This window comes from Microbacterium testaceum StLB037, assembly GCF_900104345.1.
GTDB classification, from domain to species: Bacteria; Actinomycetota; Actinomycetes; order Actinomycetales; family Microbacteriaceae; genus Microbacterium; species Microbacterium testaceum_A.
Genome location: NZ_FNJN01000001.1, coordinates 104,306 through 125,383, shown reverse-complemented (window position 1 = coordinate 125,383; position 21,078 = coordinate 104,306). Strand labels below are relative to the sequence as shown.

Sequence of the window (21,078 nt, the reverse complement as noted above, 5' to 3'; positions counted from 1 at the left end):
AAACACAGCACCATGACGGAACTCCGTGGAGTCGGAATCGGACTGGGCGTGGCCCAGGGACCCATCGCGCGCATGGCCGAGCCCCTGCCCGCCCCGAAGGACGCCAAGAGCCAGCTGAGCGTCGACGAAGAGACGGCGCGCGTGCGCGAGGCCATCGGCGCCGTCGCCCGCGAGCTCGAAGCCCGCGGCGCGCAGGCCGGCGGCGCCGCCCGCGACGTGCTCGAGGCGCAGGCGATGATCGCCGAAGACCCGACCCTCGAAGCCGAGGTCGACGCGCGCCTGGCCGCCGGCAAGACCGGCGAGTTCGCCGTGCACGACGCCTTCGCCTCGTTCCGCGAGCAGCTCGTGGCCCTCGGCGGCTACCTCGGCGAGCGCGCGGCCGACCTCGACGACGTCGCCCAGCGCGTGATCGCGCGCCTGCGCGGCGTCGCGGCCCCCGGCATCCCCGACCCCGGTCACCCCTTCGTGCTGGTCGCGAAAGATCTCGCCCCCGCCGACACCGCCCTGCTCGACCTCGACAAGGTGCTGGCCCTGGTCACCACCGAGGGCGGCCCGACCTCGCACACCGCGATCCTCGCCCGCGAGAAATCGATCGTCGCGGTCGTGGGCGCGGCCGGAGCGAAGGACCTCGTCGACGGGCAGTCGGTCATCGTCGATGCCGCCGCCGGCGTCGTGACCGTCGACCCGAGCGACGACGAGAAGGCGCGAGCCGCCAACCGTGCCGAGGCGCGCGCAGCCGCGGCATCCGCCCCCCTCACCGACGGCGCTCTCGCCGACGGCACGAAGGTTCCGCTGCTGGCCAACCTCGGCAAGCCCGGCGGAGCCGCCGAGGCCGTCGAGCTCGGCGCCGAGGGCGTGGGCCTCTTCCGCACCGAGTTCCTCTTCCTCAGCTCCAGCTCGGCCCCCACCGTCGAGGAGCAGCGCGCGGCGTACACCGAGCTGCTCAGCGCGTTCCCCGGCAAGAAGGTCGTCGTGCGCGTGCTCGACGCCGGCGCCGACAAGCCCCTGCCGTTCCTCAACGACGCGCACGAGGAGAACCCCGCGCTGGGTCTGCGGGGCCTGCGCGCCCTCCGTGCCAGCGAGGACATCCTGCGCGAGCAGCTGACGGCTCTCGCCGAAGCGGATGCCGCGACCCGGGCGTCCGAGGCCGGCCCCGCCGACCTGTGGGTCATGGCGCCCATGGTCTCGACCGTGGAAGAGACCCGGTACTTCACCGCGCTGGCGAAGGACTACGGCCTGAAGACCACCGGCGTCATGGTCGAGGTCCCCTCGTCGGCCCTCCTGGCCGACCGCATCCTCGAGATCGCCGACTTCGCCTCGATCGGCACGAACGACCTGACGCAGTACACGCTCGCCGCCGACCGCCTGCTCGGCTCGGTCGCGTCGTTCCAGGACCCGTGGCATCCGGCCGTCCTCCGCCTCATCCGCGAGGTCGGCGCCGCGGGCCGCACGCACGGCAAGCCCGTCGGCATCTGCGGCGAGGCCGCGGCCGACCCGATGCTCGCCGTCGTGCTCGTCGGGCTCGGCGCCACCACGCTGTCGATGGCCCCCACGGCCCTCGCCGATGTGCGCGCGATGCTGCTCACCCACACTCTCGACGATGCCCGCCGCATCGCCGAGGCCGCCCTGGCCGCGGATGACGCGGCCTCCGCCCGCGAGGCAGCGCAGGCCGCGTCCACCCTCGTCCACACCCCGTAAACCCCGGGGCGGTTCCGGCCGCCCCGTCGACACCGCGGCATCAGCCGCACCCCCCATACGGCCCCGGCCGTGCAGTCAGTCAAGGAGACACAGCAATGACGACGACGTCACCCACCAAGAAGCCGGGAGGGGCACGGATCGCAGTCCAGCGATTCGGCACGTTCCTCTCCGGCATGATCATGCCGAACATCGCGGCATTCATCGCATGGGGCTTCATCACCATGCTCTTCATCCCCGCCGGATTCTTCGGTGCCAACAGCCCCTTCGGCTGGCACTGGGCCCCCGTCGCCGAGATCCTCGGCGGAGGCGGAAACGCCGCGACCATTAACTGGCCCGGCGCGATGACCGCGCTCACGGCCAACGAAGACGGCAGCACCTACCAGGGCTACGTCGGCCTGGTCAGCGTCATGATCACCTACCTGCTGCCGCTGCTCATCGCCAACACCGGTGGACGCATCGTCTACGGCGCCCGCGGTGGCGTCGTGGCGACCATCGCCGTGATGGGCGTCATCGTCGGCACCAACATCCCGATGTTCCTCGGCGCGATGATCATGGGCCCGCTCGCGGCCTGGGTCACCAAGCAGATGGACAAGCTGTGGGACGGCAAGATCCGCCCCGGCTTCGAGATGCTCGTGAACAACTTCTCCGCCGGCATCCTGGGCATGATCCTCGCGATCATCGGCTTCTTCGCCTTCGGTCCCGTGTTCCTCGGCATCAGCGCGGTCCTCGGCAGCATCGTCGCGTTCCTCGTGCAGTTCAACCTGCTGCCGGTGCTGTCGATCATCGTCGAGCCGGCCAAGGTGCTGTTCCTCAACAACGCCATCAACCACGGCGTCTTCACCCCGCTCGGCATCGAGCAGGCGGCTGAGTCGGGCAAGTCGATCCTGTTCCTCATCGAGGCGAACCCCGGCCCCGGCCTGGGTCTGCTGCTCGCCTTCACCTTCTTCGGTGTCGGTGCGGCCAAGGCCTCGGCCCCCGGCGCGATCATCATCCAGTTCCTCGGTGGCATCCACGAGATCTACTTCCCGTACGCCCTCGCGAAGCCCATGACGATCCTCGCGCTGATCGCCGGTGGCGCCTCGGGTGTCGCGACGAACATGATCTTCCAGGGCGGACTGGCCTTCCCGGCCGCTCCCGGCAGCATCATCGCCGTCACCGTCGCCGCCATCGGCGCCGGTCCCGCCAACCTCCTCGTCGTCTACCTGTCGGTCGTCGTGGCCGCCGCGGTGACCTTCCTGGTGGCCGGCGTCATCCTCCGCGCCTCGCGCAAGCGCGACCAGGAGGCCGAGGGCGACAGCTTCGCCGCCGCGATCGACCAGACCGCGGCCAACAAGGGCAAGGAGTCCTCCGCCCTCGGTGCCCTCCGCACCCGTGCCGCCGGAACGACCGGCTCGGGGACAACCGAGGCGGCCGACCGCGACGTCGACGCCGCCCTCGGCGGCGCCGCCGGTGCCGTGGCGACCAAGCAGCTGAACAACATCGTGTTCGCCTGCGACGCCGGCATGGGCTCGTCTGCCATGGGCGCCAGCGTCCTGCGCAACAAGATCAAGAAGGCCGGCATCGACGGCGTCACGGTCACCAACCAGGCGATCGCGAACCTCGACGGCTCGGCCGACCTGGTCATCACGCAGAACCAGCTCACCGACCGCGCGAAGGCGCAGTCGCCTGACTCGCTCCACGTGTCGGTCGACAACTTCATGAACTCGCCGAAGTACGACGAGGTCGTGGAGATGGTGCGCGCTCAGCACCAAGCCAAGTAATCCCCTAGCACGCCAGGGGTCGGTGCGTCAGCCCGGCCCCTGGCGTCTTCCCGTCCGGCTCGCGGTTTGCGAGGCTGGACAGCACGACGAGAAAGGCGAGAACCATGTCGAACGTCCTCCGTAGCGAATCCGTCCGCATCCACCCCGGCAGCGCCACCCGCGAGGAGGCGATGAAGGAGGCCGCCGACCTGCTCCAGGCCACCGGCGCCGTCACCGCCGACTATTTCGCCGCCATGCAGCAGCGCGAAGAGACCGTGTCGACGTACATGGGCAACGAGCTCGCGATCCCGCACGGCACGAACGAGACCAAGCAGGCGATCCTCGAGTCCGGCCTGTCCGTGGTGCGGTACGACGGCGGCGTCGACTGGGGCGGGGAGCCCGTCACCTTCGTCATCGGCATCGCCGGCAAGGGTGACGAGCACCTCGAGATCCTGTCGCAGATCGCGATCCTGTTCTCCGAGGAGGACGACGTCGCGCGCTTGAAGGCCGCCTCCTCCCCCGAGGAGCTCTTCCAGGCCCTCTCGGGCTCCGTCAACGCATGAAGGCCGTCCACTTCGGCGCCGGCAACATCGGCCGGGGCTTCGTCGGTCTGCTCCTGCACGAGGGCGGGTACGACCTCGTCTTCTCCGACGTCTCGGCGGCCCTCGTCGAGGCGATCAACTCCGCGTCGTCGTACACCGTCCACGAGGTGGGCGAGGGCGGCGTCGACAAGGAGGTGACCGGCTTCCGCGCGATCGACAGTTCGGTGGATGCCGAGGCGCTCGTCGACGAGATCGCCACCGCCGACGTGGTGACCACCGCCGTCGGCCCGACGATCCTGAAGTTCGTCGCCCCGCACATCGTCGCGGGTCTCGCGCTTCGCGACCCGTCGCTCCCGCCGCTGCAGATCATGGCGTGCGAGAACGCGATCGGGGCCACCGACCAGCTGCGCGAGCACGTGGTCGAGCTCGCCGGTGAGTCCTGGGATGCCCTGGCATCCCGTTCGATCTTCGCCAACACCGCGGTCGACCGCATCGTCCCGGCCCAGTCCGGCGGCGGCGTCGACGTCACCGTCGAGCCGTTCTACGAGTGGGCGATCGAGCGGCCGCCCTTCGGCGACAACCCCCCGCACATCCCCGGGGCGCACTTCGTCGACGACCTCGAGCCCTACATCGAGCGCAAGCTCTTCACGGTGAACACCGGGCACGCCACCACCGCGTACTTCGGTGCGCAGGCGGGCATCGAGCGCATCTCGGACGCCCTGGCGAACCCCGAGATCGCGGCGAAGGTCGAGGCCGCGCTGGAGGAGACCAGCGCGCTGCTGGTCGAGAAGCACGAGCTGGATGCCGGCGTGCAGGGCGAGTACCGCGCGACGATCCTGCGCCGTTTCCGCAACGCCGCCCTGCCCGACACCGTGTGGCGCGTGGGCCGTCAGCCGCTACGCAAGCTCTCGCGTCACGAGCGTTTCATCGGACCCGCCGCCGAGGCCGTGGAGCGGGGGCTGCCGGTCGCCGCCCTGGTCGCCGCCATGGCCGCCGCCCTCGAATTCTCGGATGCCGAGGACGCCCAGGCCGTCGACCTCCAGCGCATGCTGCGCGAGCTCGACGCCGAGGCGTTCACGGCGGAGGTCACCGGCCTCGATCCGGAGCACCCGCTGTACGCGCGCATCGTCGAGATCGTCGCGGCCCGCAAGGCGGCACTGCCCGCCTGAGCCCCGCGTTACCCTCGAGAGGTGACCGACACGACCCCGTCCGACGCCGGCGGAGCGCCCCGAGCGCCCCGCCGGCGTCGTCGTCTTCTGCGCTGGATCCTCGGTGGCCTGGGCGCGATCGTGGTGCTGGTGGTGGGCGGCATCCTGATCTACAGCCAGGTGGGCGTCATGGGCGCCGAACCCGTGCCGCTGTCTGAAGCGCAGGTGAACCCCGGTCTCACCATCACCGACGACGGGTCCGGCATCGTCCTCTCCCCCACCTCGGGCGCGACCGGGCAGGGGCTCGTGTTCATCCCGGGGGCGAAGGTCGAGGCCGAGGGCTACATCGCGACCTTCGCCGACACGGTCGTCGACGACGGCGTCACCGTCGTCATCACGAAGCCCTGGCTGCACCTCGCGTTCTTCGACCCGCGTCCGCTGTCGACCTTCACGGAGCTCGCGCCCGACGTGTCGACCTGGGCGGTCGGCGGTCACTCGCTCGGCGGCGTGCGGGCCTGCCAGTTGGCATCCGACGCCGATGCCCTCGTGCTGTTCGCCTCGTACTGCGCGAACGACCTCTCGGCATCCGGTCTGCCCGTTCTGAGTCTGTCGGGTTCGGAGGACGGCCTGTCCACACCGCAGAAGATCGCGGATGCCAAGGTCGAACTCCCCGCGAATGCGACGTTCGTGGAGATCCCCGGCGCCTCGCACGCCTCGTTCGGCGCGTACGGCCCGCAGCCGGGCGACGGCACCCCGACGGCGGACCCGGCCGAGGTCGACCGCGTGATCGCCGCGCAGCTCGCCGGCTTCCTCCCCCGTCCCTGACGCGCGGGCCCGGCGGCCAGTCGTCGCGGGCAGGGCGGTGACGACCGCGCCCTCACACGACGGCGGCGCCCACCGGACCGGTGAGCGCCGCCGAAACGAATCCGCACGTCAGCGCTGGAAACCCTCCGAGATGATTTCGATGAGTTCCTCGCGCTCCTCCACCGGCAGGAAGGCCCCGGCGGCGGCGTTCAGCTGGAAGGCCTCGAGGTCGTCGAGGTCGTACTCGAAGGCCTGAGCGAGCAGACCCAGCTCGCGCGTGAGCGTCGTCGCGCTCATCAGGCGGTTGTCGACGTTCACGGTGACCGAGAAGTCGAGCTGGTACAGCAGGTCGAACGGGTGGGCGTCCATCGTGTCGCCCCAGGCCGTGACGGCCCCGCTCTGCAGATTCGACGTCGGCGACAGCTCGAGCGTGATCTCGCGGTCGCGGACCCAGCGGGCGAGGTCGCCGAAGGTGACCTGCACCTCCTCGCCCTCGCGCGAGACGACGTCGAGGTCGTTGGCGATGCGCACGCCGTGACCGAGGCGGAGCGCCCGTCCATCGAGCAGAGCGGAGCGGATGGATGCCAGTCCCGCCCCCTCCCCCGCGTGCACGGTGGTGGGGAAGAACTGCTCGGCGAGGTAGTCGAACGCCTCGCGGTGCCGCTGCGGCAGGAACCCGTCCTCGGGCCCGGCGAGGTCGAACCCGACCACCCCGCGCCCGCGCCACGAGACCGCCAGCTCGGCGATGTCGCGGGCGTTGTCGTTGTGGCGCAGCGCCGTGAGCAGCTGACCCACGCGGATGTCGCGACCGCGCGCGTCCGCGGCATCCTCTCCCGCTTCGATGCCCTCCTGCACGGCATCCACGACCTCGTCGAGGCTGAGCCCGCGCGTGAGGTGCTGCTCGGGCGCCCAGCGGACCTCGCCGTAGACGACGCCGTCCGCGGCGAGGTCCTCGACGAACTCCTTCGCCGTGCGCACGAGGCCCTCTCGCGTCTGCATCACGCCGACGGTGACCGAGAACTTCTCGAGGTAGTCCTCGAGAGAGCCGCCGTCGATGTGGTCCGAGAACCAGGCCTCGAGACCCTTCGCGTCGTCCGCGGGGAGGTCGAGATCGACCTCGTCGGCCAGCTCGAGGACGGTCTGCGGGCGCAGACCGCCGTCGAGGTGATCGTGCAGCGAGACCTTCGGAAGATCGCGCAGTTTGCGGCCGCCGATGCGGAGGTCGTCGGATGCCATGGTGCTCCTCTTTCCGGATGCCATCACGCGGTGATGCGCTCGCGCACGATCGGGGACGCCACGGGCGCGGTGTCACCGATCTCGAGGGCACCCTCGACGGCGCCGAGGGCGCGTTCGAAGCGCGACTCATCGTCGGCCGACAGGGTGAACAACGGCTGACCGGCGGCGACCGTCTGACCGACGGTCACGTGCAGGTCGATACCCGCGGCGTGCACGACGGCGTCCTCGGCACGGGCGCGGCCCGCACCCAGACGCCAGGCTCCGATGCCGAAGGGCAGCGCCTCGACGCGCGTGACGACGCCCGAGCGCGCGGCCACCACCGTGTGCGTCTCGCGCGGCGTCGGGAGGGCGGCATCCGGGTCTCCGTCCTGCGCGCGGATCATGCGCTTCCAGACGTCCATCGCGCGGCCGTCCGACAGGGCCGCCTCGACGTCGGCGTCCGGCTGCCCCGCGAGGCTGAGCATCTCGCGCGCCAGAGCGACCGTGAGCTCCACGACATCGGCGGGGCCGCCACCGGCGAGCACCTCGACCGATTCGCGCACCTCGTTGGCGTTGCCGATCGCACGTCCCAACGGGGTGTTCATGTCGGTGAGCAGGGCCGTGGTGTTCACCCCCGAGTCGGTGCCGAGGGCCACCATCGTCTCGGCGAGCTCACGCGCACGGTCGATGTCCTGCATGAAGGCGCCGGAGCCGAACTTCACGTCGAGCACGAGCGAGTCGGTGCCCTCAGCGATCTTCTTCGACATGATGCTCGACGCGATCAGCGGGATCGCCTCGACGGTGCCCGTGACGTCGCGCAGCGCGTACAGCTTCTTGTCCGCGGGAGCCAGGCCCGTGCCCGCGGCGCAGATGACCGCGCCCACGTCGCGCAGCTGCGCCATGATCTCGTCGTTCGACAGCGCGGCGCGCCAGCCGGGGATCGACTCGAGCTTGTCGAGCGTTCCGCCGGTGTGACCGAGACCGCGGCCCGAGAGCTGCGGGACGGCGACGCCGAACGCGGCGACGAGCGGAGCCAGCGGGAGGGTGATCTTGTCGCCCACGCCCCCGGTGGAGTGCTTGTCGACGGTGACCTTGCCGAGCGAGCCGAAGTCCATGCGCTCGCCCGAGGCGATCATCGCGTCGGTGAGCACGCGAATCTGGTCGCGGCCGAGGCCGTTCAGCAGGACCGCCATGGTGAACGCCGACATCTGCGCGTCCATGACGTAGCCACGCGTGTAGGCGTCGACCAGCCAGCGGATCTCGCCCTCGGTGATGGCCCGCCCGTCGCGCTGGGCGCGGATGATGTCGACGGCGTCGTACTGCTCGGCGCTCATCGTGCCGCCTCCTCGAGGTCGCGGGGTCCGAAGGCGTCGGGGAGCACTTCGTCGATGGTCCGGATGCCGCTGACGGTCTCGAGCAGCATGCCCGGGATCGCGTGCTCGAAGAGCAGCTGACGGCAGCGACCGCACGGCATGAGCGTGCGACCTTCACCGTCGACGCAGACGAAGGCCACCAGCTGGCCGCCGCCGCTCATGTGCAGGTCGGACACCAGTCCGCACTCGGCGCACAGCGTCACGCCGTAGGAGGCGTTCTCGACGTTGCACCCCGAGACGATCCGTCCGTCGGCGACGAGCGCGGCGGCTCCCACCTTGAATCGGGAGTAGGGCGCGTAAGCGCGGTGCATGGCATCCGTGGCGGCCGAACGGAGTTCGTCCCAGTCGATGTCGGTCATCGTGGAGTGGTGGATCCTCTCGTGAAGGGAAGGGGGTCAGCCCTTGATGTAGGGCTTTCCGGCGGCCGCGGGCCCCCGGATCTGGCCGGCGAAACCCGCCACCGCGATGATCGTCACGATGTAGGGCAGCATGAGCATGAACTCGCTGGGGATCGGGGTGCGCAGCACGGTCAGCAGGTTCTGCAGGTTGGTCGCGAAGCCGAACAGCAGCGCCGCGAGCGTCGCGCGGATCGGGTCCCAGCGACCGAAGATGACGGCGGCGAGGGCGATGAAGCCCAGGCCGGCGGTCATCTCTTTGGTGAACTGCCCGACCGAGACGAGGGTGAAGTACGCCCCGCCGATGCCGGCGATGGCGCCCGCGAGCGAGACGTTCCAGAAGCGGCTCGAGTTGACCTTGATGCCGACGGTGTCGGCGGCCTGGGGGTGCTCGCCGACCGCGCGCAGACGCAGGCCCCAGCGCGTGCGGTACAGGCCCCACGCGACCACGGCGACGACGGCGTACATCAGGTAGACGATGAAGGTCTGGTTGAACAGCACCGGTCCGATGATCGGGATGTCGCCCAGCAGCGGGATCTCGATGCGGGGGAAACGCTCGGGGCGGTTCAGCACGTCTTCGTTCGGGACGAGCAGCGCACCGTAGAGGAAGCCGGTCAGACCCGTGACGAGCACGTTCAGCACGACACCGACGATCACCTGGTCGACGAGGTACTTGATCGAGAACGCCGCGAGGACGAACGCGACGAGCACGCCGCCGACCATGGCCGCGACGAGCCCGAGGAAGGGATTGCGGGTGAGGGATGCCACGAGCGCGGCGCTGAACGCTCCGAACAGAAACTGCCCCTCGATCGCGACGTTCACGACACCGACGCGCTCGCCGATCACGCCGCCCAGGGCGCCGAAGATGAGCGGGACCGAGAGCGAGAGCGCTCCGAAGAGCAGACCGGTCACGGGGACCAGTCCGTCGGCCGCGGCCCACACCAGGAACGCGAAGACGGCCAGCGCGCCGAAGGCGATCGGCAGCCAGAGCGGGGTGCGGCGGTAGCCCACGGCATCCCAGACCGACCACGCGGTGAGCAGGACCAGCAGGACGAGCACGCTCCAGCTGGTGACCGCGGTGGGAACCGCGACGCTGCCGAGGTCGATGTCGGAAGCCGGGTCGCCGAGGCGGAAGGTGCTCTGCCCGTCTCGCGGGACGAGGGCGAACAGCAGGGCGAGCAGCACGGTCACGACCGCGAGGCTCACCGCCAGCTTGATGTGGCGCACACGCACCGTGGTCAACTGGATCGCGTCATCCGCGAGATGCGTCGCGGTCATGCCGCCACCGCCTTCTTGGCCGCCTTGGCCCGGTCTTTGGCCGCGCGCTCGGCCTCGCTCTTGGGGAGGAAGAAGATCGTGCGCACCAGCGGCGGCGCCGCGATGAAGAGCACGATGAGGGCCTGCACGACGAGCACGATGTCGACCGGGATGCCCTGCGACGCCTGCATGGTGAACGAGCCCGACTTGAGGGCACCGAACAGGATGCCGGCGGCGAACACGCCCCACGGACGGCTGCGGCCGAGCAGGGCCACGGTGATGGCGTCGAAGCCGATGCCGGAGTCGATGAGACCGTCGAAGCCCGTGGTCACCGCACCCTGGATCTGGTTCATGCCGGCGAGGCCCGCGAGTCCACCGGCGAAGAGCATCGCGTAGACGTACATGCGGGGCACCGAGATTCCCGCGGCGCGCGCGGCGTGGGGGTTCTCCCCCACCGCACGGAGCCGGAAGCCCAGGCTCGAGCGCTCCATGAGCCACCAGACAAAGACCGTCGCGGCGATCACGAAGACGAAACCGAGATCGAGCAGCGGGAACTGCGGACCGAACAGCTCGGGGAACTGCGCGTTCGCGGGGGTCGCCGACGAGATCGGCTGGTCACCGGCCGGGCGCTGCAGCAGGCCCGGAGTGCGCACCATCCACGTCACCAGGTAGTAGGCGACGTAGTTCAGCATGATCGTGAGGATGACCTCGTGCGCGCCGGTGCGCGCCTTCAGCAGACCCACGATCCCGCCCCAGAGCGCACCACCGGCGATACCGACGATGAGCGTCAGCGGCAGCTGGATGATCATCGGCAGGTCGAGGTTGAACGTGACGAGTCCGGCGAACGCGCACGCGATGAGGATCTGACCGCGCCCACCGATGTTGAACAGGCCGACGCGGAACGCCAGCGCGACGCCGAGACCGGCCGCGATCAGCGGAGCCGCGAACCCGAGGGTGTTCGTGAGGGGGCGGATCTGCGCACCGAAGTCGGCGACGCGGGAGTTGAACACGGCACCGCGGAACAGCGCCTCGTACCCGCCGTACACCGAGTTCCAGATCGCGGCCAGCATGTCGCCGGGACGCGCGAAGAAGTACGCGGACGTCGTGCGCACCTGGTCGTTGGTGGCGGCCATCAGGATGCCGCCGACGATCATCGCCGCGACGACCGCGAGCACCGTGGTGATCCACGACGAACGCAGCAGCTCGGTGAGGAACTGGTTCGTGCGGGGCGGTGCCGGCGTCTCGGCCGGGGTGTGACCGGTCAGGGGACCGGATGCGGTCGGCAGCTGCTCGGGCGGGAGACCGGGGTCCCCGTTCGCGCCCGTGCTCGGGATGTGGCCGCTCACGCTGTCTCCTCCGCGGGCTGCTCGCCCGCCATCATGAGCCCGAGAACCTCGCGCGGGGTGTTCCCCGGCACGATGCCCACGATGCCGCCGCGGTACATCACCGCGATGCGGTCGCCGAGGGCGGCGATCTCGTCGAGCTCCGTCGACACGACGATCACGGGCACGCCCGCATCGCGCGCGGCGACGATCTGCTTGTGGATGAATTCGATCGAGCCGACGTCGACGCCGCGGGTGGGCTGGGCGGCGACGAACAGCTTCAGCGGACGGCTCATCTCGCGGGCGATGACGACCTTCTGCTGGTTGCCGCCCGAGAGGGTGCCGACCGGGGTGGATGCCGACTGCGTCCGGATGTCGTACTCCGCGATGCGGTCGCGGGCGAACGAGCTGAGCGCCGCGCGCTTGATCGTCCCCCCGGAAACGAAGGCCGCGTCGGAGGAGCGGTCGAGGATGAGGTTCTCGGCGACCGAGAACCCGCCGACCAGTCCGTCTTCTTTGCGGTCCTCGGGCACGAAGCCGACGCCCGCGTCGAGGATCGCGCGGACGCTCTTGCCGACGAGGTCGGTGCCGTCGAGATCGACGGTGCCGGTCACGCCGTCGGCGAGCCCGACGATGGCCTCGACGAGTTCGGTCTGGCCATTGCCCTGGACGCCCGCGATCGCGACGATCTCGCCGGGACGCACGTCGAGGTCGACGTCGTCGACGACCACGGTCCCCTCGGCGGTGACGACGCGCAGGTTCCGGATGGAAAGACCCCCGGATGCCGCCGCCTTCGGTGCGTCCTTGACCACGGTGAGCTCGACGGCACGACCGACCATGAGGGATGCCAGCTCGCCGTTGCTGGCAGTGGGCTTGGCCTCGCCGACGATCTTGCCGAGACGGACGACGGTGATGCGGTCGGCGACCTCGCGCACCTCGCGGAGCTTGTGCGTGATGAACACGATCGAGGTGCCCTCGTCGCGCAGCTGCCGCATGATGCCCATGAGCTCGTCGGTCTCCTGCGGCGTGAGGACGGCGGTGGGCTCGTCGAACACGAGCACCTTGGCATCCCGCGAGAGGGCCTTGATGATCTCGACGCGCTGCTGCACGCCCACGGGCAGGTCGCCGACGAGGGCGTCGGGGTCGACCTCGAAGCCAAAGCGCTGCGCGACGTCGCGCACGTGCTTGCGGGCCGCGTTCAGATCGAGAGCGCCGAGGGCCTTGGTGTTCTCGTGGCCGAGCATGACGTTCTCGGCCACGGTGAAGACGGGGATGAGCATGAAGTGCTGGTGCACCATGCCGATTCCCGCGGCCATGGCGTCGCCCGGGCCGCGGAAACGTTGGACGACGTCGTCCAGGAGGATCTCGCCCTCATCGGCCTGGTACAGGCCGTAGAGGACGTTCATGAGTGTGGATTTACCGGCACCGTTCTCTCCGAGGAGAGCGTGGATCTCACCAGGCTGAACGACCAGATCGATGTGGTCGTTGGCAACCAGGGACCCGAACCGCTTGGTGATGCCGCGGAGCTCGAGCTTCATGCTGTGCACCCTATTCGAAGACGTTAAGAAGACGGAAAGAAACCGCGGTCGCTCGGACTCCTGGTCCGAGCGACCGCGGTTGTGATCTCAAAGGGCCTCAGGCCCGGGGGCCGCTCGGACTCCTGGTCCGAGCGACCGCGGTTGTGATCTCAAAGGGCCTCAGGCCCGGGGGCCGCTCGGACTCCTGGTCCGAGCGACCGCGGTTGTGATCTCAAAGGGCCTCAGGCCCGGGGGCCGCTCGGACTCCTGGTCCGAGCGACCGCGGTTGTGATCTCAAAGGGCCTCAGGCCCGGCGCCTCACGGCGAGCTGGGCGAGGTGACCTTCAGCGAACCCGAGACGATCTGCTCGCGCAGCGCCGACAGCTCGTCGGTGAGGCCGGCGGGCAGCGTGAACTTCGAGTTGAAGTCGGCCAGGCCGACGCCGTCGTTCTCGAGCGTGCCGACGTAGGGGGTCACGTCGAAGTCACCCTTGGCCGCCTGCGTGACCGAGTCGTACACGGCGGTGTCGATGCGCTTGAGGATCGAGGTCAGCACCAGGTCCGACACGTTCGGGTCGGCCTTGGCGAGGTCGGAGTCCACACCGAGCATGACGCTCTTCGAGCCGCTGTCGCGGATCGCGTCGGCGGCGCTGCTGTAGATCGGGCCACCGACGGGCAGGAGCACGTCGACACCCTGGTCGAGCAGACCCTGAGCAGCCTGCTTGGCCGCGTCGTTGGCGGCGAAGCCACCGGTGAACGAGCCGTTCTGCGCGGCGACGTCCCAGCCGAAGGTCTGGACGCTGGCGCTCTTGTCCTCGTCGTACTTCTTGACGCCGTCGACGAAGCCGTCCATGAAGATGGTGACGGGCGGGATCGGGATGCCACCGACGGTGCCGACCTTGTTCACGCCGTTCTCAGCCGAGTAGGCGGCGGCGGCGTAGCCACCGAGGTAGGCGGCCTGGACGGTGTCGAACAGCAGCGGCTTGATGTTCGGGGCGTCGGTCTTGCCGTCGTTGTCGGTGTCGGCACGGTCGTCGATGATCGCGTACTGCAGGTTCGGGTTGGCCTTGGCCGAAGCGACGGTGTCGGCACTGAGCTTGAAGCCCACCGCGACGATGAACGTGCAACCCTCGGCGACGAGGTTCTCGAGGTTCGGGGCGTAGTCGTTCGCCGAGCTGGACTCGACCTCGATCGCCTTGACGCCGAGCTCGCTCGCCGCCTTGTCGATGCCTTCCTTGGCCGACTGGTTGAACGAGCGGTCGTTCCACCCACCGTCATCCGAGATGATGCAGGGGGTGAAGCCCTCGACGATGTCTCCCCCGGCAGCAGCGGTCGAGCCGTTGCTCTCGGGCGCAGCGCCGCAACCGGCGAGCAGCACGGCGGCGCCGAGCATGGCGAGACCGCTGACGACGGCCTTCTTCGTGGTCTTCACGAATGGTCCTCCAAGACGGATGCCCCCAACGGGTTTGAGGGACGATCCCGTCACGTTACCTACTGTGTCGCCGCGCTTGTGCGCCGGGAGCCCCCGCGCGCGGCAATGGTTACAAAGACGCAATCTCGCGTCACGCCACCGCCACACACCCGGACACGCACGAGACCGGATGCCACAAGGTGTGGCATCCGGTCTCAGAGGCGATCAGGGGGCGGGCGCCTAGAGGACGTCGCCGCGACCGGTCAGCTTGAGCGCGTCGACGACGCCCTTCACCCGCTGGGCGTTCTCGCTCGTCGTGACCAGCAGCGCGTCCGGGGTGTCGACGACCACGATGTCGCGCACGCCGATGAGGCTGATCACGCGCTTGGTCTGCGAGACGACGATGCCGCTCGAAGCGTCGGAGAGGACGCGGGCGTCCTCACCCAGGATCGCGAGCTCATTGCGCCCCCCGGAGGAGTTGAGCTTCGACAAACTCGCGAAGTCGCCCACGTCGTCCCAATCGAAGTGGCCGGGGATGACCGCGAGGCGTCCCTTCTCTGCGGCGGGCTCTGCGACGGAGTAGTCGATGGCGATCTTCTTCAGACCCGGCCAGATGCGGTCGACGGCGGGGCCGCGACGGTCGCGGTCGTCCCAGGCCTCGGCCAATTCGAGCAGGCCCGCGTGCAGCTCGGGCTCGTTGACGGCGAGTTCGGCGAGGAGCACGTCGGCACGCGTGATGAACATGCCCGCGTTCCAGAGGTAGGCGCGGTCGGCGAAGTACTCCTTCGCGGTGTCCAGGTCGGGCTTCTCGACGAAGCGTTCCACCAGGTAGGCCTCGGGAGCGCCATCGACGATGAGCTCACCGGCCTGCTTGATGTAGCCGAACCCGACCGATGCTTCGGCGGGCTGGATGCCGATCGTGCAGATGTACCCCTCGCGGGCGACCGCGACGGCCTGACGCACGGCGAACTCGAACTGGCGAGTCTGACGGATGACATGGTCGGCCGCGAACGAACCGATGATGACGTCGGGCTCTCGGCGGACGAGGATCGCCGCGGCGAGGCCGATGGCCGCCGAGGAATCACGGGGTTCCGACTCGAGGAAGACGTTGTGGTCGGGGACCCCCGGGAGTTCCCGCTCGACGGCCGCCCGGTGCGCGCGACCGGTGACGACCGCGATGCGCCCCTCGCCGGAGAGCGGGCCGAGCCGGTCCCACGTGTCGCGCAGCAACGTCTGACCCGAACCGGTCAGATCGTGGAGGAATTTCGGAGCGTCGGCACGGGAGAGAGGCCAGAGGCGGCTGCCGATCCCTCCGGCGGGGATCACGGCGTAGAAGTCGTCGATAGCGGGGTCTGCCATGGCTCCGACCCTAGCGGTCGCGCCTGCGAACGCACGGGAGGTCGAGGCGGCGTCCACGGAGGGGTGAACGGCATCCGATTTATCTCGATGTCGAGAGAGTGTTAGGCGACCCTCATCCCCGCCGTTCATAGCCCGGCCGTAGTATTCAAGGGCGCCCGTGTGACGCTCGGGGCCCGTGCGAGGCCCCACACCGTGTTCGATCAGGGAGGACGACCGTGTCAGCACCAGCACGTGCCACGCCGTCGGTGAAAGAGACCACTTCGAAGAGGCCCCGCGGCACTCTGTACCGGGGCCGCGAAGGAATGTGGTCGTGGGTGCTTCACCGCATCACCGGTGTCGCCATCTTCTTCTTCCTCCTGGTGCACATCCTCGACACGGCGCTCATCCGCGTCTCGCCCGAGGCCTACGACGCCGTCATCGGCACCTACAAGAACCCGATCATGGGTCTCGGCGAGGTGGCCCTGGTCGGCGCGATCGCGTACCACGCGTTCAACGGCCTGCGCATCATCCTCGTGGACTTCTGGCCCTGGGCCACGCGCCACCAGCGTCAGCTGTGGTGGGGCGTTCTGGGCCTGTGGGTCGTCACGATGCTCGGGTTCACCCCGCGCCACCTGATCAACGTCTTCAGCGCCGTCACCGGGAGCCACTGATGTCCGTCGCCCAAGAAGCCGCCACGATCCCCGCCCCCCGCACGCCCAGCGTGCGCAAGAAGGGCTCCAACCTCGAGAAGTGGGGTTGGATCTACATGCGCGCCTCCGGCGTGCTGCTGATCGTCCTGATCTTCGGCCACCTCTTCGTCAACCTGATGACGGGCGAGGGCATCCACCAGATCGACTTCGCGTTTGTCGCCGGCAAGCTCGCCTCGCCGTTCTGGCAGTGGTGGGACGTGCTGATGCTCTGGCTCGCCCTCATCCACGGCGCCAACGGCATGCGCACGATCGTCAACGACTACGTCGGCAACGCCACCGTCCGCAAGATCCTCGTCGGATCGCTGTGGGTGTCGGCCGGATTCCTCATCCTGCTCGGCACGCTCGTCGTCTTCACCTTCGACCCCTGCCTCGGTGTGACCGAGAGCAGCTCCCTGTGGGACGTGTGCCAGGCGGCGTGAGCCGGCGGCATCCCTTCTCTCCCCTGACAGCAGAGGTATTGCACACGTGAGCACTCAGACCAGTTCGGACTCGATCGTCAAGGACGGCGTCCACTACCACCAGTTCGACGTCGTCATCGTCGGCGCCGGCGGCGCGGGCATGCGCGCGGCCATCGAGGCCGGCCCCGGCGCGAAGACCGCCGTCATCTCGAAGCTCTACCCCACGCGTTCGCACACCGGTGCGGCGCAGGGTGGCATGGCCGCCGCGCTGGCCAACGTCGAAGAGGACTCCTGGGAGTGGCACACCTTCGACACCATCAAGGGCGGCGACTACCTCGTCGACCAGGATGCCGCGGAGATCCTCGCCAAAGAGGCCATCGACGCCGTCATCGACCTCGAGAACATGGGCCTGCCGTTCAACCGCACGCCCGAGGGCAAGATCGACCAGCGTCGCTTCGGCGGGCACACCGCCGACCACGGCAAGACGCCCGTGCGCCGCGCCTGCTACGCCGCTGACCGCACCGGCCACATGATCCTGCAGACGCTGTTCCAGAACTGCGTCAAGCTCGGCATCAACTTCTTCAACGAGTTCTACGTGCTCGACCTCATCACGGTGAAGGACGCCGCCGGCAAGACCCAGGTCGCCGGTGTCGTCGCCTACGACCTGGCCACCGGCGAACTGCACGTCTTCCAGTCCAAGGCCGTCGTCTTCGCGACCGGTGGATTCGGCAAGATTTTCAAGACCACCTCCAACGCCCACACCCTCACCGGTGACGGCGTCGGCATCGTGTGGCGCAAGGGTCTGCCTCTCGAGGACATGGAGTTCTTCCAGTTCCACCCGACCGGTCTCGCCGGTCTCGGCATCCTCCTCACCGAGGGTGCCCGCGGTGAGGGCGCGATCTTGCGCAACGCGAGCGGTGAGCGCTTCATGGAGCGCTACGCCCCCACCATCAAGGACCTCGCTCCTCGCGACATCGTCGCCCGCTGCATGGTGCAAGAGGTGGCCGAGGGCCGCGGCGCCGGTCCCCACCGCGACTACGTGCTGCTGGACTGCACGCACCTGGGCGCCGAGGTCCTCGAGACCAAGCTCCCCGACATCACCGAGTTCGCCCGCACGTACCTGGGCGTCGACCCGGTGGTCGAGCCGGTGCCGGTCATGCCGACCGCGCACTACGCGATGGGCGGCATCCCCACCAACATCAAGGCCGAGGTCCTCGCCGACAACGACACCGTCGTCCCGGGCTTGTACGCCGCCGGTGAGTGCGCGTGCGTCTCGGTGCACGGCTCGAACCGCCTCGGCACCAACTCGCTGCTCGACATCAACGTGTTCGGCAAGCGCGCCGGCCGCAACGCCGTCGAGTACGTCAAGACCGCCGACTTCGTGCCGCTTCCCGAAGACCCCGCCGCCGAGGTGCGCGGGCTCATCGAGGGTCTGCGCAACAACAGCGGCACCGAGCGCATCGCGGTGCTCCGCAAGACGCTGCAGGACGAGATGGACAAGGGCGCGCAGGTCTTCCGCACGCACGAGTCGCTGGCCCACGTCATGGACGTGATCGCCGACCTGCGCGAGCGCTACAAGAACATCCACGTCGACGACAAGGGCAAGCGCTTCAACACCGACCTGCTCGAGGCCGTCGAGTTGGGCTTCCTGCTCGACCTCGCCGAGGTCGTCGTCTACTCCGCGCAGAACCGCGAAGAGAGCCGTGGCGGTCACATGCGCGACGACTTCCCCACGCGCGACGACGAGAACTACATGCAGCACACCATGGCGTACCTGTCGGGCGACCCCCACTCGTCGCACCCCGCCGATCACATCGAACTCGGCTGGAAGCCCGTGGTGTTCACCAAGAACGAGGCCGGGGAGCTGCGCTACCCGCCGCTGGAGAGGAAGTACTGAGATGGCATCCACCGTCATCGAACAGGTCGACACCTCGGACGAGGTCGCGGAGACCCCCGAAGACACCGGGATCCAGTCGTTCCTGGTCACCTTCAACATCCGCCGCTTCGACCCCGAGGTCGACGACGAGCCGCGTTGGGTCGATTACGACGTGGAGCTCTACTCCACCGACCGCGTGCTCGACGCGCTGCACAAGATCAAGTGGGAGACCGACGGCTCGCTGTCGTTCCGCCGCTCCTGCGCGCACGGCATCTGCGGATCGGATGCCATGCGCATCAACGGCCGCAACCGCCTCGCCTGCAAGACGCTGATCAAGGATCTCGACATCTCGCAGCCGATCTACGTCGAGGCCATCAAGGGTCTGCCCCTCGAGAAGGACCTCATCGTCGACATGGAGCCGTTCTTCGCCTCCTACCGCGAGGTTCAGCCCTTCCTCATCTCGAACTCGAAGCCCGAGGCCGGCAAGGAGCGCGTGCAGTCGATCGTCGACCGCGAGGTCTTCGACGACACCACCAAGTGCATCCTGTGCGCCGCGTGCACCTCGTCGTGCCCCGTGTTCTGGACCGACGGTCAGTACTTCGGCCCCGCCGCGATCGTCAACGCGCACCGCTTCATCTTCGACTCGCGCGACGACGCGGGCGATGTGCGCCTCGACATCCTCAACGACAAAGAGGGCGTGTGGCGCTGCCGCACCACCTTCAACTGCACCGAGGCGTGCCCCCGCGGCATCGAGGTCACCAAGGCCATCGCCGAGGTCAAGCAGGCCGTCCTGCGCGGCGGTCGCTAACCCTCAGCCTCGCGAACGGCGGGTGCGCCCGGTCCCTGAGCTCGTCTCATGGGGTCGGCGCCCCGCCGTTCGGCGTTTCCGCCCACGTTGCGCGCGCAAGTCGCCGAGATCCCGTCGCTTCGGGCATGGCCGAGGCGACATTCTCCGGCGACCCACGCGCGGGTAGAAAGGGGCCGGATGCCGTGGCTCCACGGAACGGCCGGGGCCGCGGCATCCATTCATTAGGCTTTTCCGGTGACCGATCACCGCCACGACCCGCGGCCGCTGCCCGCGGTGCGCGACGACGACAGCTCGCTACGGGAACGTCTCGAGGCGGCGCAGACGGCCGTGCGCGAGCGGTTGGACGAACCCATCGCGCGTGCCGCGAAAATCGCGGAGTGGTTCCCGATCCGCGTCTGGCGGCACTTTCTACGCCACAACGGCTTCCTGCTCGCCGCCGGCATGAGCTACCAGGCGCTCTTCGCCGTGTTCTCGGCGCTGTACCTCGCGTTCGCCGGGGTCGGGATCTGGCTGGGCGGAAGCAAGACGGCGATCGACGGGCTCATCCACATCGTCAACAGCTACATCCCCGGGATCATCAGCGAGAACGGGCTGGTCAAACGCGAGCAAGTCGAAGCCGTCGCCCAGGAGAGCGGTCGACTGCTCACCATCACGGGCATCGTGGCCGTCGTCGTGGTCGTGTGGACGGCGATCGGCTTCGTCACCTTCACCCGCCGCGCCGTGCGCGACACGTTCGGACTGCCCTTCGACCTGCGCAACTACGTGCTGCTGAAAGCCCGCGACCTGGTCGCGTCGATCCTCTTCGGCATCGCCCTGCTCGTGGGCGCACTGCTCGGCTCGATCACCACCGGCGCCGTCGATCTCGTGTTCGGGCTGATCGGGTGGGATCGAGAGACCCTCGGCTGGTCGATCGGCGCACGGATCGTGTCGCTCGTCGTGGCCTTCGGCGTGAACACCGTCGCGCTCGCATCGCTCTTCCGGTTCCTCACCGGCACGACCCTCACCTGGCGCCGCGCCTGGCCGGGGGCGCTCGTCGGCGCGACCGGGATGGTGGTGCTGCAGGTCGCCGCGGGCTTCCTCTTCGTCTACACACCCTCGAACCCGCTGCTGGCCACCTTCACCGTGCTGATCGGATTCCTGCTGTGGTTCCGCTTCATCGGCATCGTGATCCTCGTCTCGGCCGCCTGGATCGCCGTCGCCGCGGGAGACCGCGACGTGCCGCTCCGTTCTCCCGAGGACCGACTCGCGATGGAACAGGCCGCCCTCGTCATCGCCGCCCAGGTGGGGGTGCGTGAGGCGCAGAAGGAACTTGCTCTCTCGCACTGGCCGTGGCGGTGGCGGGCCAAGCGCAGACTGAACACGGCGGAGAAGCAGCTGGCACGGGCGCGGGCCGACGTCCCGGCACCGCGTCGAGTGTCCCTCATTCCGGACTGATCCGGCGGCAGGCGCCGTTGGTGGACGCGCTGTCTCGGCCGGCCGCCTGTCGATGGTCTCTCTCGGCGGGTGCTCCCTCGGTAGGCCCTCCCCC

The 21,078-nt window shown here is 69.1% G+C and carries 18 protein-coding genes; 10 read left to right on the top strand and 8 right to left on the bottom strand.

The features are described 5' to 3' along the window. The first annotated feature begins 12 nt into the window (after positions 1 to 12). The 5 genes from ptsP (at position 13) to BLS25_RS00535 (ending at position 5,952) form a co-directional block, all read left to right on the top strand. Entirely contained in the window at positions 13 to 1,698 is a 1,686-nt protein-coding gene (ptsP, locus tag BLS25_RS00555; RefSeq protein WP_074694079.1) for a phosphoenolpyruvate--protein phosphotransferase, read from the top strand. 95 nt (positions 1,699 to 1,793) lie between these two features. Further along, complete coding sequence (locus tag BLS25_RS00550; RefSeq protein WP_074694078.1) at positions 1,794 to 3,458, top strand: PTS mannitol transporter subunit IIBC; 1,665 nt, start codon at positions 1,794 to 1,796, stop codon at positions 3,456 to 3,458. A gap of 104 nt (positions 3,459 to 3,562) precedes the next feature. Next, positions 3,563 to 4,000, top strand: coding sequence for a PTS mannitol transporter subunit IIA (locus BLS25_RS00545; RefSeq protein ID WP_056226758.1), 438 nt, complete (start codon positions 3,563 to 3,565; stop codon positions 3,998 to 4,000). After that, positions 3,997 to 5,148, top strand: a complete 1,152-nt coding sequence (locus BLS25_RS00540) for a mannitol-1-phosphate 5-dehydrogenase (protein ID WP_074694077.1) — start codon at positions 3,997 to 3,999, stop codon at positions 5,146 to 5,148. Before BLS25_RS00545 ends, BLS25_RS00540 begins: the two co-directional genes overlap by 4 nt. Before the next feature lie 21 nt (positions 5,149 to 5,169). Further along, entirely contained in the window at positions 5,170 to 5,952 is a 783-nt protein-coding gene (locus BLS25_RS00535) for an alpha/beta hydrolase (protein ID WP_074694076.1), read from the top strand. 108 nt (positions 5,953 to 6,060) lie between these two features. Here BLS25_RS00535 and BLS25_RS00530 read toward each other — a convergent pair whose 3' ends face one another. The 8 genes from BLS25_RS00530 to BLS25_RS00495 all read right to left on the bottom strand — a co-directional run bounded on the left by BLS25_RS00530 (position 6,061) and on the right by BLS25_RS00495 (position 15,779). Then, the gene (locus tag BLS25_RS00530; protein ID WP_056226753.1) at positions 6,061 to 7,167 is read right to left on the bottom strand and encodes an adenosine deaminase; all 1,107 of its coding nucleotides are present in this window, start codon (positions 7,165 to 7,167) and stop codon (positions 6,061 to 6,063) included. A gap of 23 nt (positions 7,168 to 7,190) precedes the next feature. Continuing rightward, positions 7,191 to 8,480, bottom strand: a complete 1,290-nt coding sequence (locus tag BLS25_RS00525) for a thymidine phosphorylase (protein ID WP_074694075.1) — start codon at positions 8,478 to 8,480, stop codon at positions 7,191 to 7,193. Beyond that, positions 8,477 to 8,878: a cytidine deaminase gene (locus BLS25_RS00520; protein ID WP_013583709.1), complete on the bottom strand. Its 402-nt coding sequence runs from the start codon at positions 8,876 to 8,878 to the stop codon at positions 8,477 to 8,479. The genes BLS25_RS00525 and BLS25_RS00520 overlap by 4 nt, the downstream gene beginning before the upstream one ends. 36 nt (positions 8,879 to 8,914) lie before the next feature. Further along, positions 8,915 to 10,192: an ABC transporter permease gene (locus BLS25_RS00515; protein WP_056226749.1), complete on the bottom strand. Its 1,278-nt coding sequence runs from the start codon at positions 10,190 to 10,192 to the stop codon at positions 8,915 to 8,917. Then, the gene (locus BLS25_RS00510) at positions 10,189 to 11,517 is read right to left on the bottom strand and encodes an ABC transporter permease (protein ID WP_074694074.1); all 1,329 of its coding nucleotides are present in this window, start codon (positions 11,515 to 11,517) and stop codon (positions 10,189 to 10,191) included. Before BLS25_RS00510 ends, BLS25_RS00515 begins: the two co-directional genes overlap by 4 nt. Then, on the bottom strand, positions 11,514 to 13,031 hold the full coding sequence (locus tag BLS25_RS00505) for an ABC transporter ATP-binding protein (protein ID WP_074694073.1): 1,518 nt from the start codon (positions 13,029 to 13,031) through the stop codon (positions 11,514 to 11,516). The genes BLS25_RS00510 and BLS25_RS00505 overlap by 4 nt, the downstream gene beginning before the upstream one ends. Positions 13,032 to 13,328: 297 nt before the next feature. After that, positions 13,329 to 14,402 carry a BMP family lipoprotein gene (locus BLS25_RS00500; protein WP_056228365.1) on the bottom strand — a complete coding sequence of 358 codons (1,074 nt, stop codon included), beginning with the start codon at positions 14,400 to 14,402 and terminating at the stop codon, positions 13,329 to 13,331. A gap of 258 nt (positions 14,403 to 14,660) precedes the next feature. After that, the gene (locus tag BLS25_RS00495; RefSeq protein ID WP_056226747.1) at positions 14,661 to 15,779 is read right to left on the bottom strand and encodes a mannose-1-phosphate guanylyltransferase; all 1,119 of its coding nucleotides are present in this window, start codon (positions 15,777 to 15,779) and stop codon (positions 14,661 to 14,663) included. Between the two features lie 215 nt (positions 15,780 to 15,994). Here BLS25_RS00495 and sdhC point away from each other — a divergent pair, with 215 nt between their 5' ends. The 5 genes from sdhC (at position 15,995) to BLS25_RS00470 (ending at position 20,984) form a co-directional block, all read left to right on the top strand. Continuing rightward, on the top strand, positions 15,995 to 16,429 hold the full coding sequence (sdhC, locus tag BLS25_RS00490; protein ID WP_013583715.1) for a succinate dehydrogenase, cytochrome b556 subunit: 435 nt from the start codon (positions 15,995 to 15,997) through the stop codon (positions 16,427 to 16,429). Continuing rightward, positions 16,429 to 16,887 (top strand): succinate dehydrogenase hydrophobic membrane anchor subunit, encoded by a 459-nt coding sequence (locus BLS25_RS00485; RefSeq protein WP_056226744.1) that lies wholly within the window; start codon positions 16,429 to 16,431, stop codon positions 16,885 to 16,887. Before sdhC ends, BLS25_RS00485 begins: the two co-directional genes overlap by 1 nt. Before the next feature lie 46 nt (positions 16,888 to 16,933). Beyond that, positions 16,934 to 18,763: a succinate dehydrogenase flavoprotein subunit gene (gene sdhA / locus BLS25_RS00480; RefSeq protein ID WP_074694072.1), complete on the top strand. Its 1,830-nt coding sequence runs from the start codon at positions 16,934 to 16,936 to the stop codon at positions 18,761 to 18,763. A gap of 1 nt (position 18,764) precedes the next feature. Further along, on the top strand, positions 18,765 to 19,550 hold the full coding sequence (locus tag BLS25_RS00475; protein WP_056226742.1) for a succinate dehydrogenase iron-sulfur subunit: 786 nt from the start codon (positions 18,765 to 18,767) through the stop codon (positions 19,548 to 19,550). A gap of 234 nt (positions 19,551 to 19,784) precedes the next feature. Continuing rightward, a complete protein-coding gene (locus tag BLS25_RS00470; RefSeq protein WP_081349632.1) occupies positions 19,785 to 20,984 on the top strand; it encodes a YihY/virulence factor BrkB family protein in 1,200 nt (399 codons plus the stop codon). Positions 20,985 to 21,078: the final 94 nt, after the last annotated feature.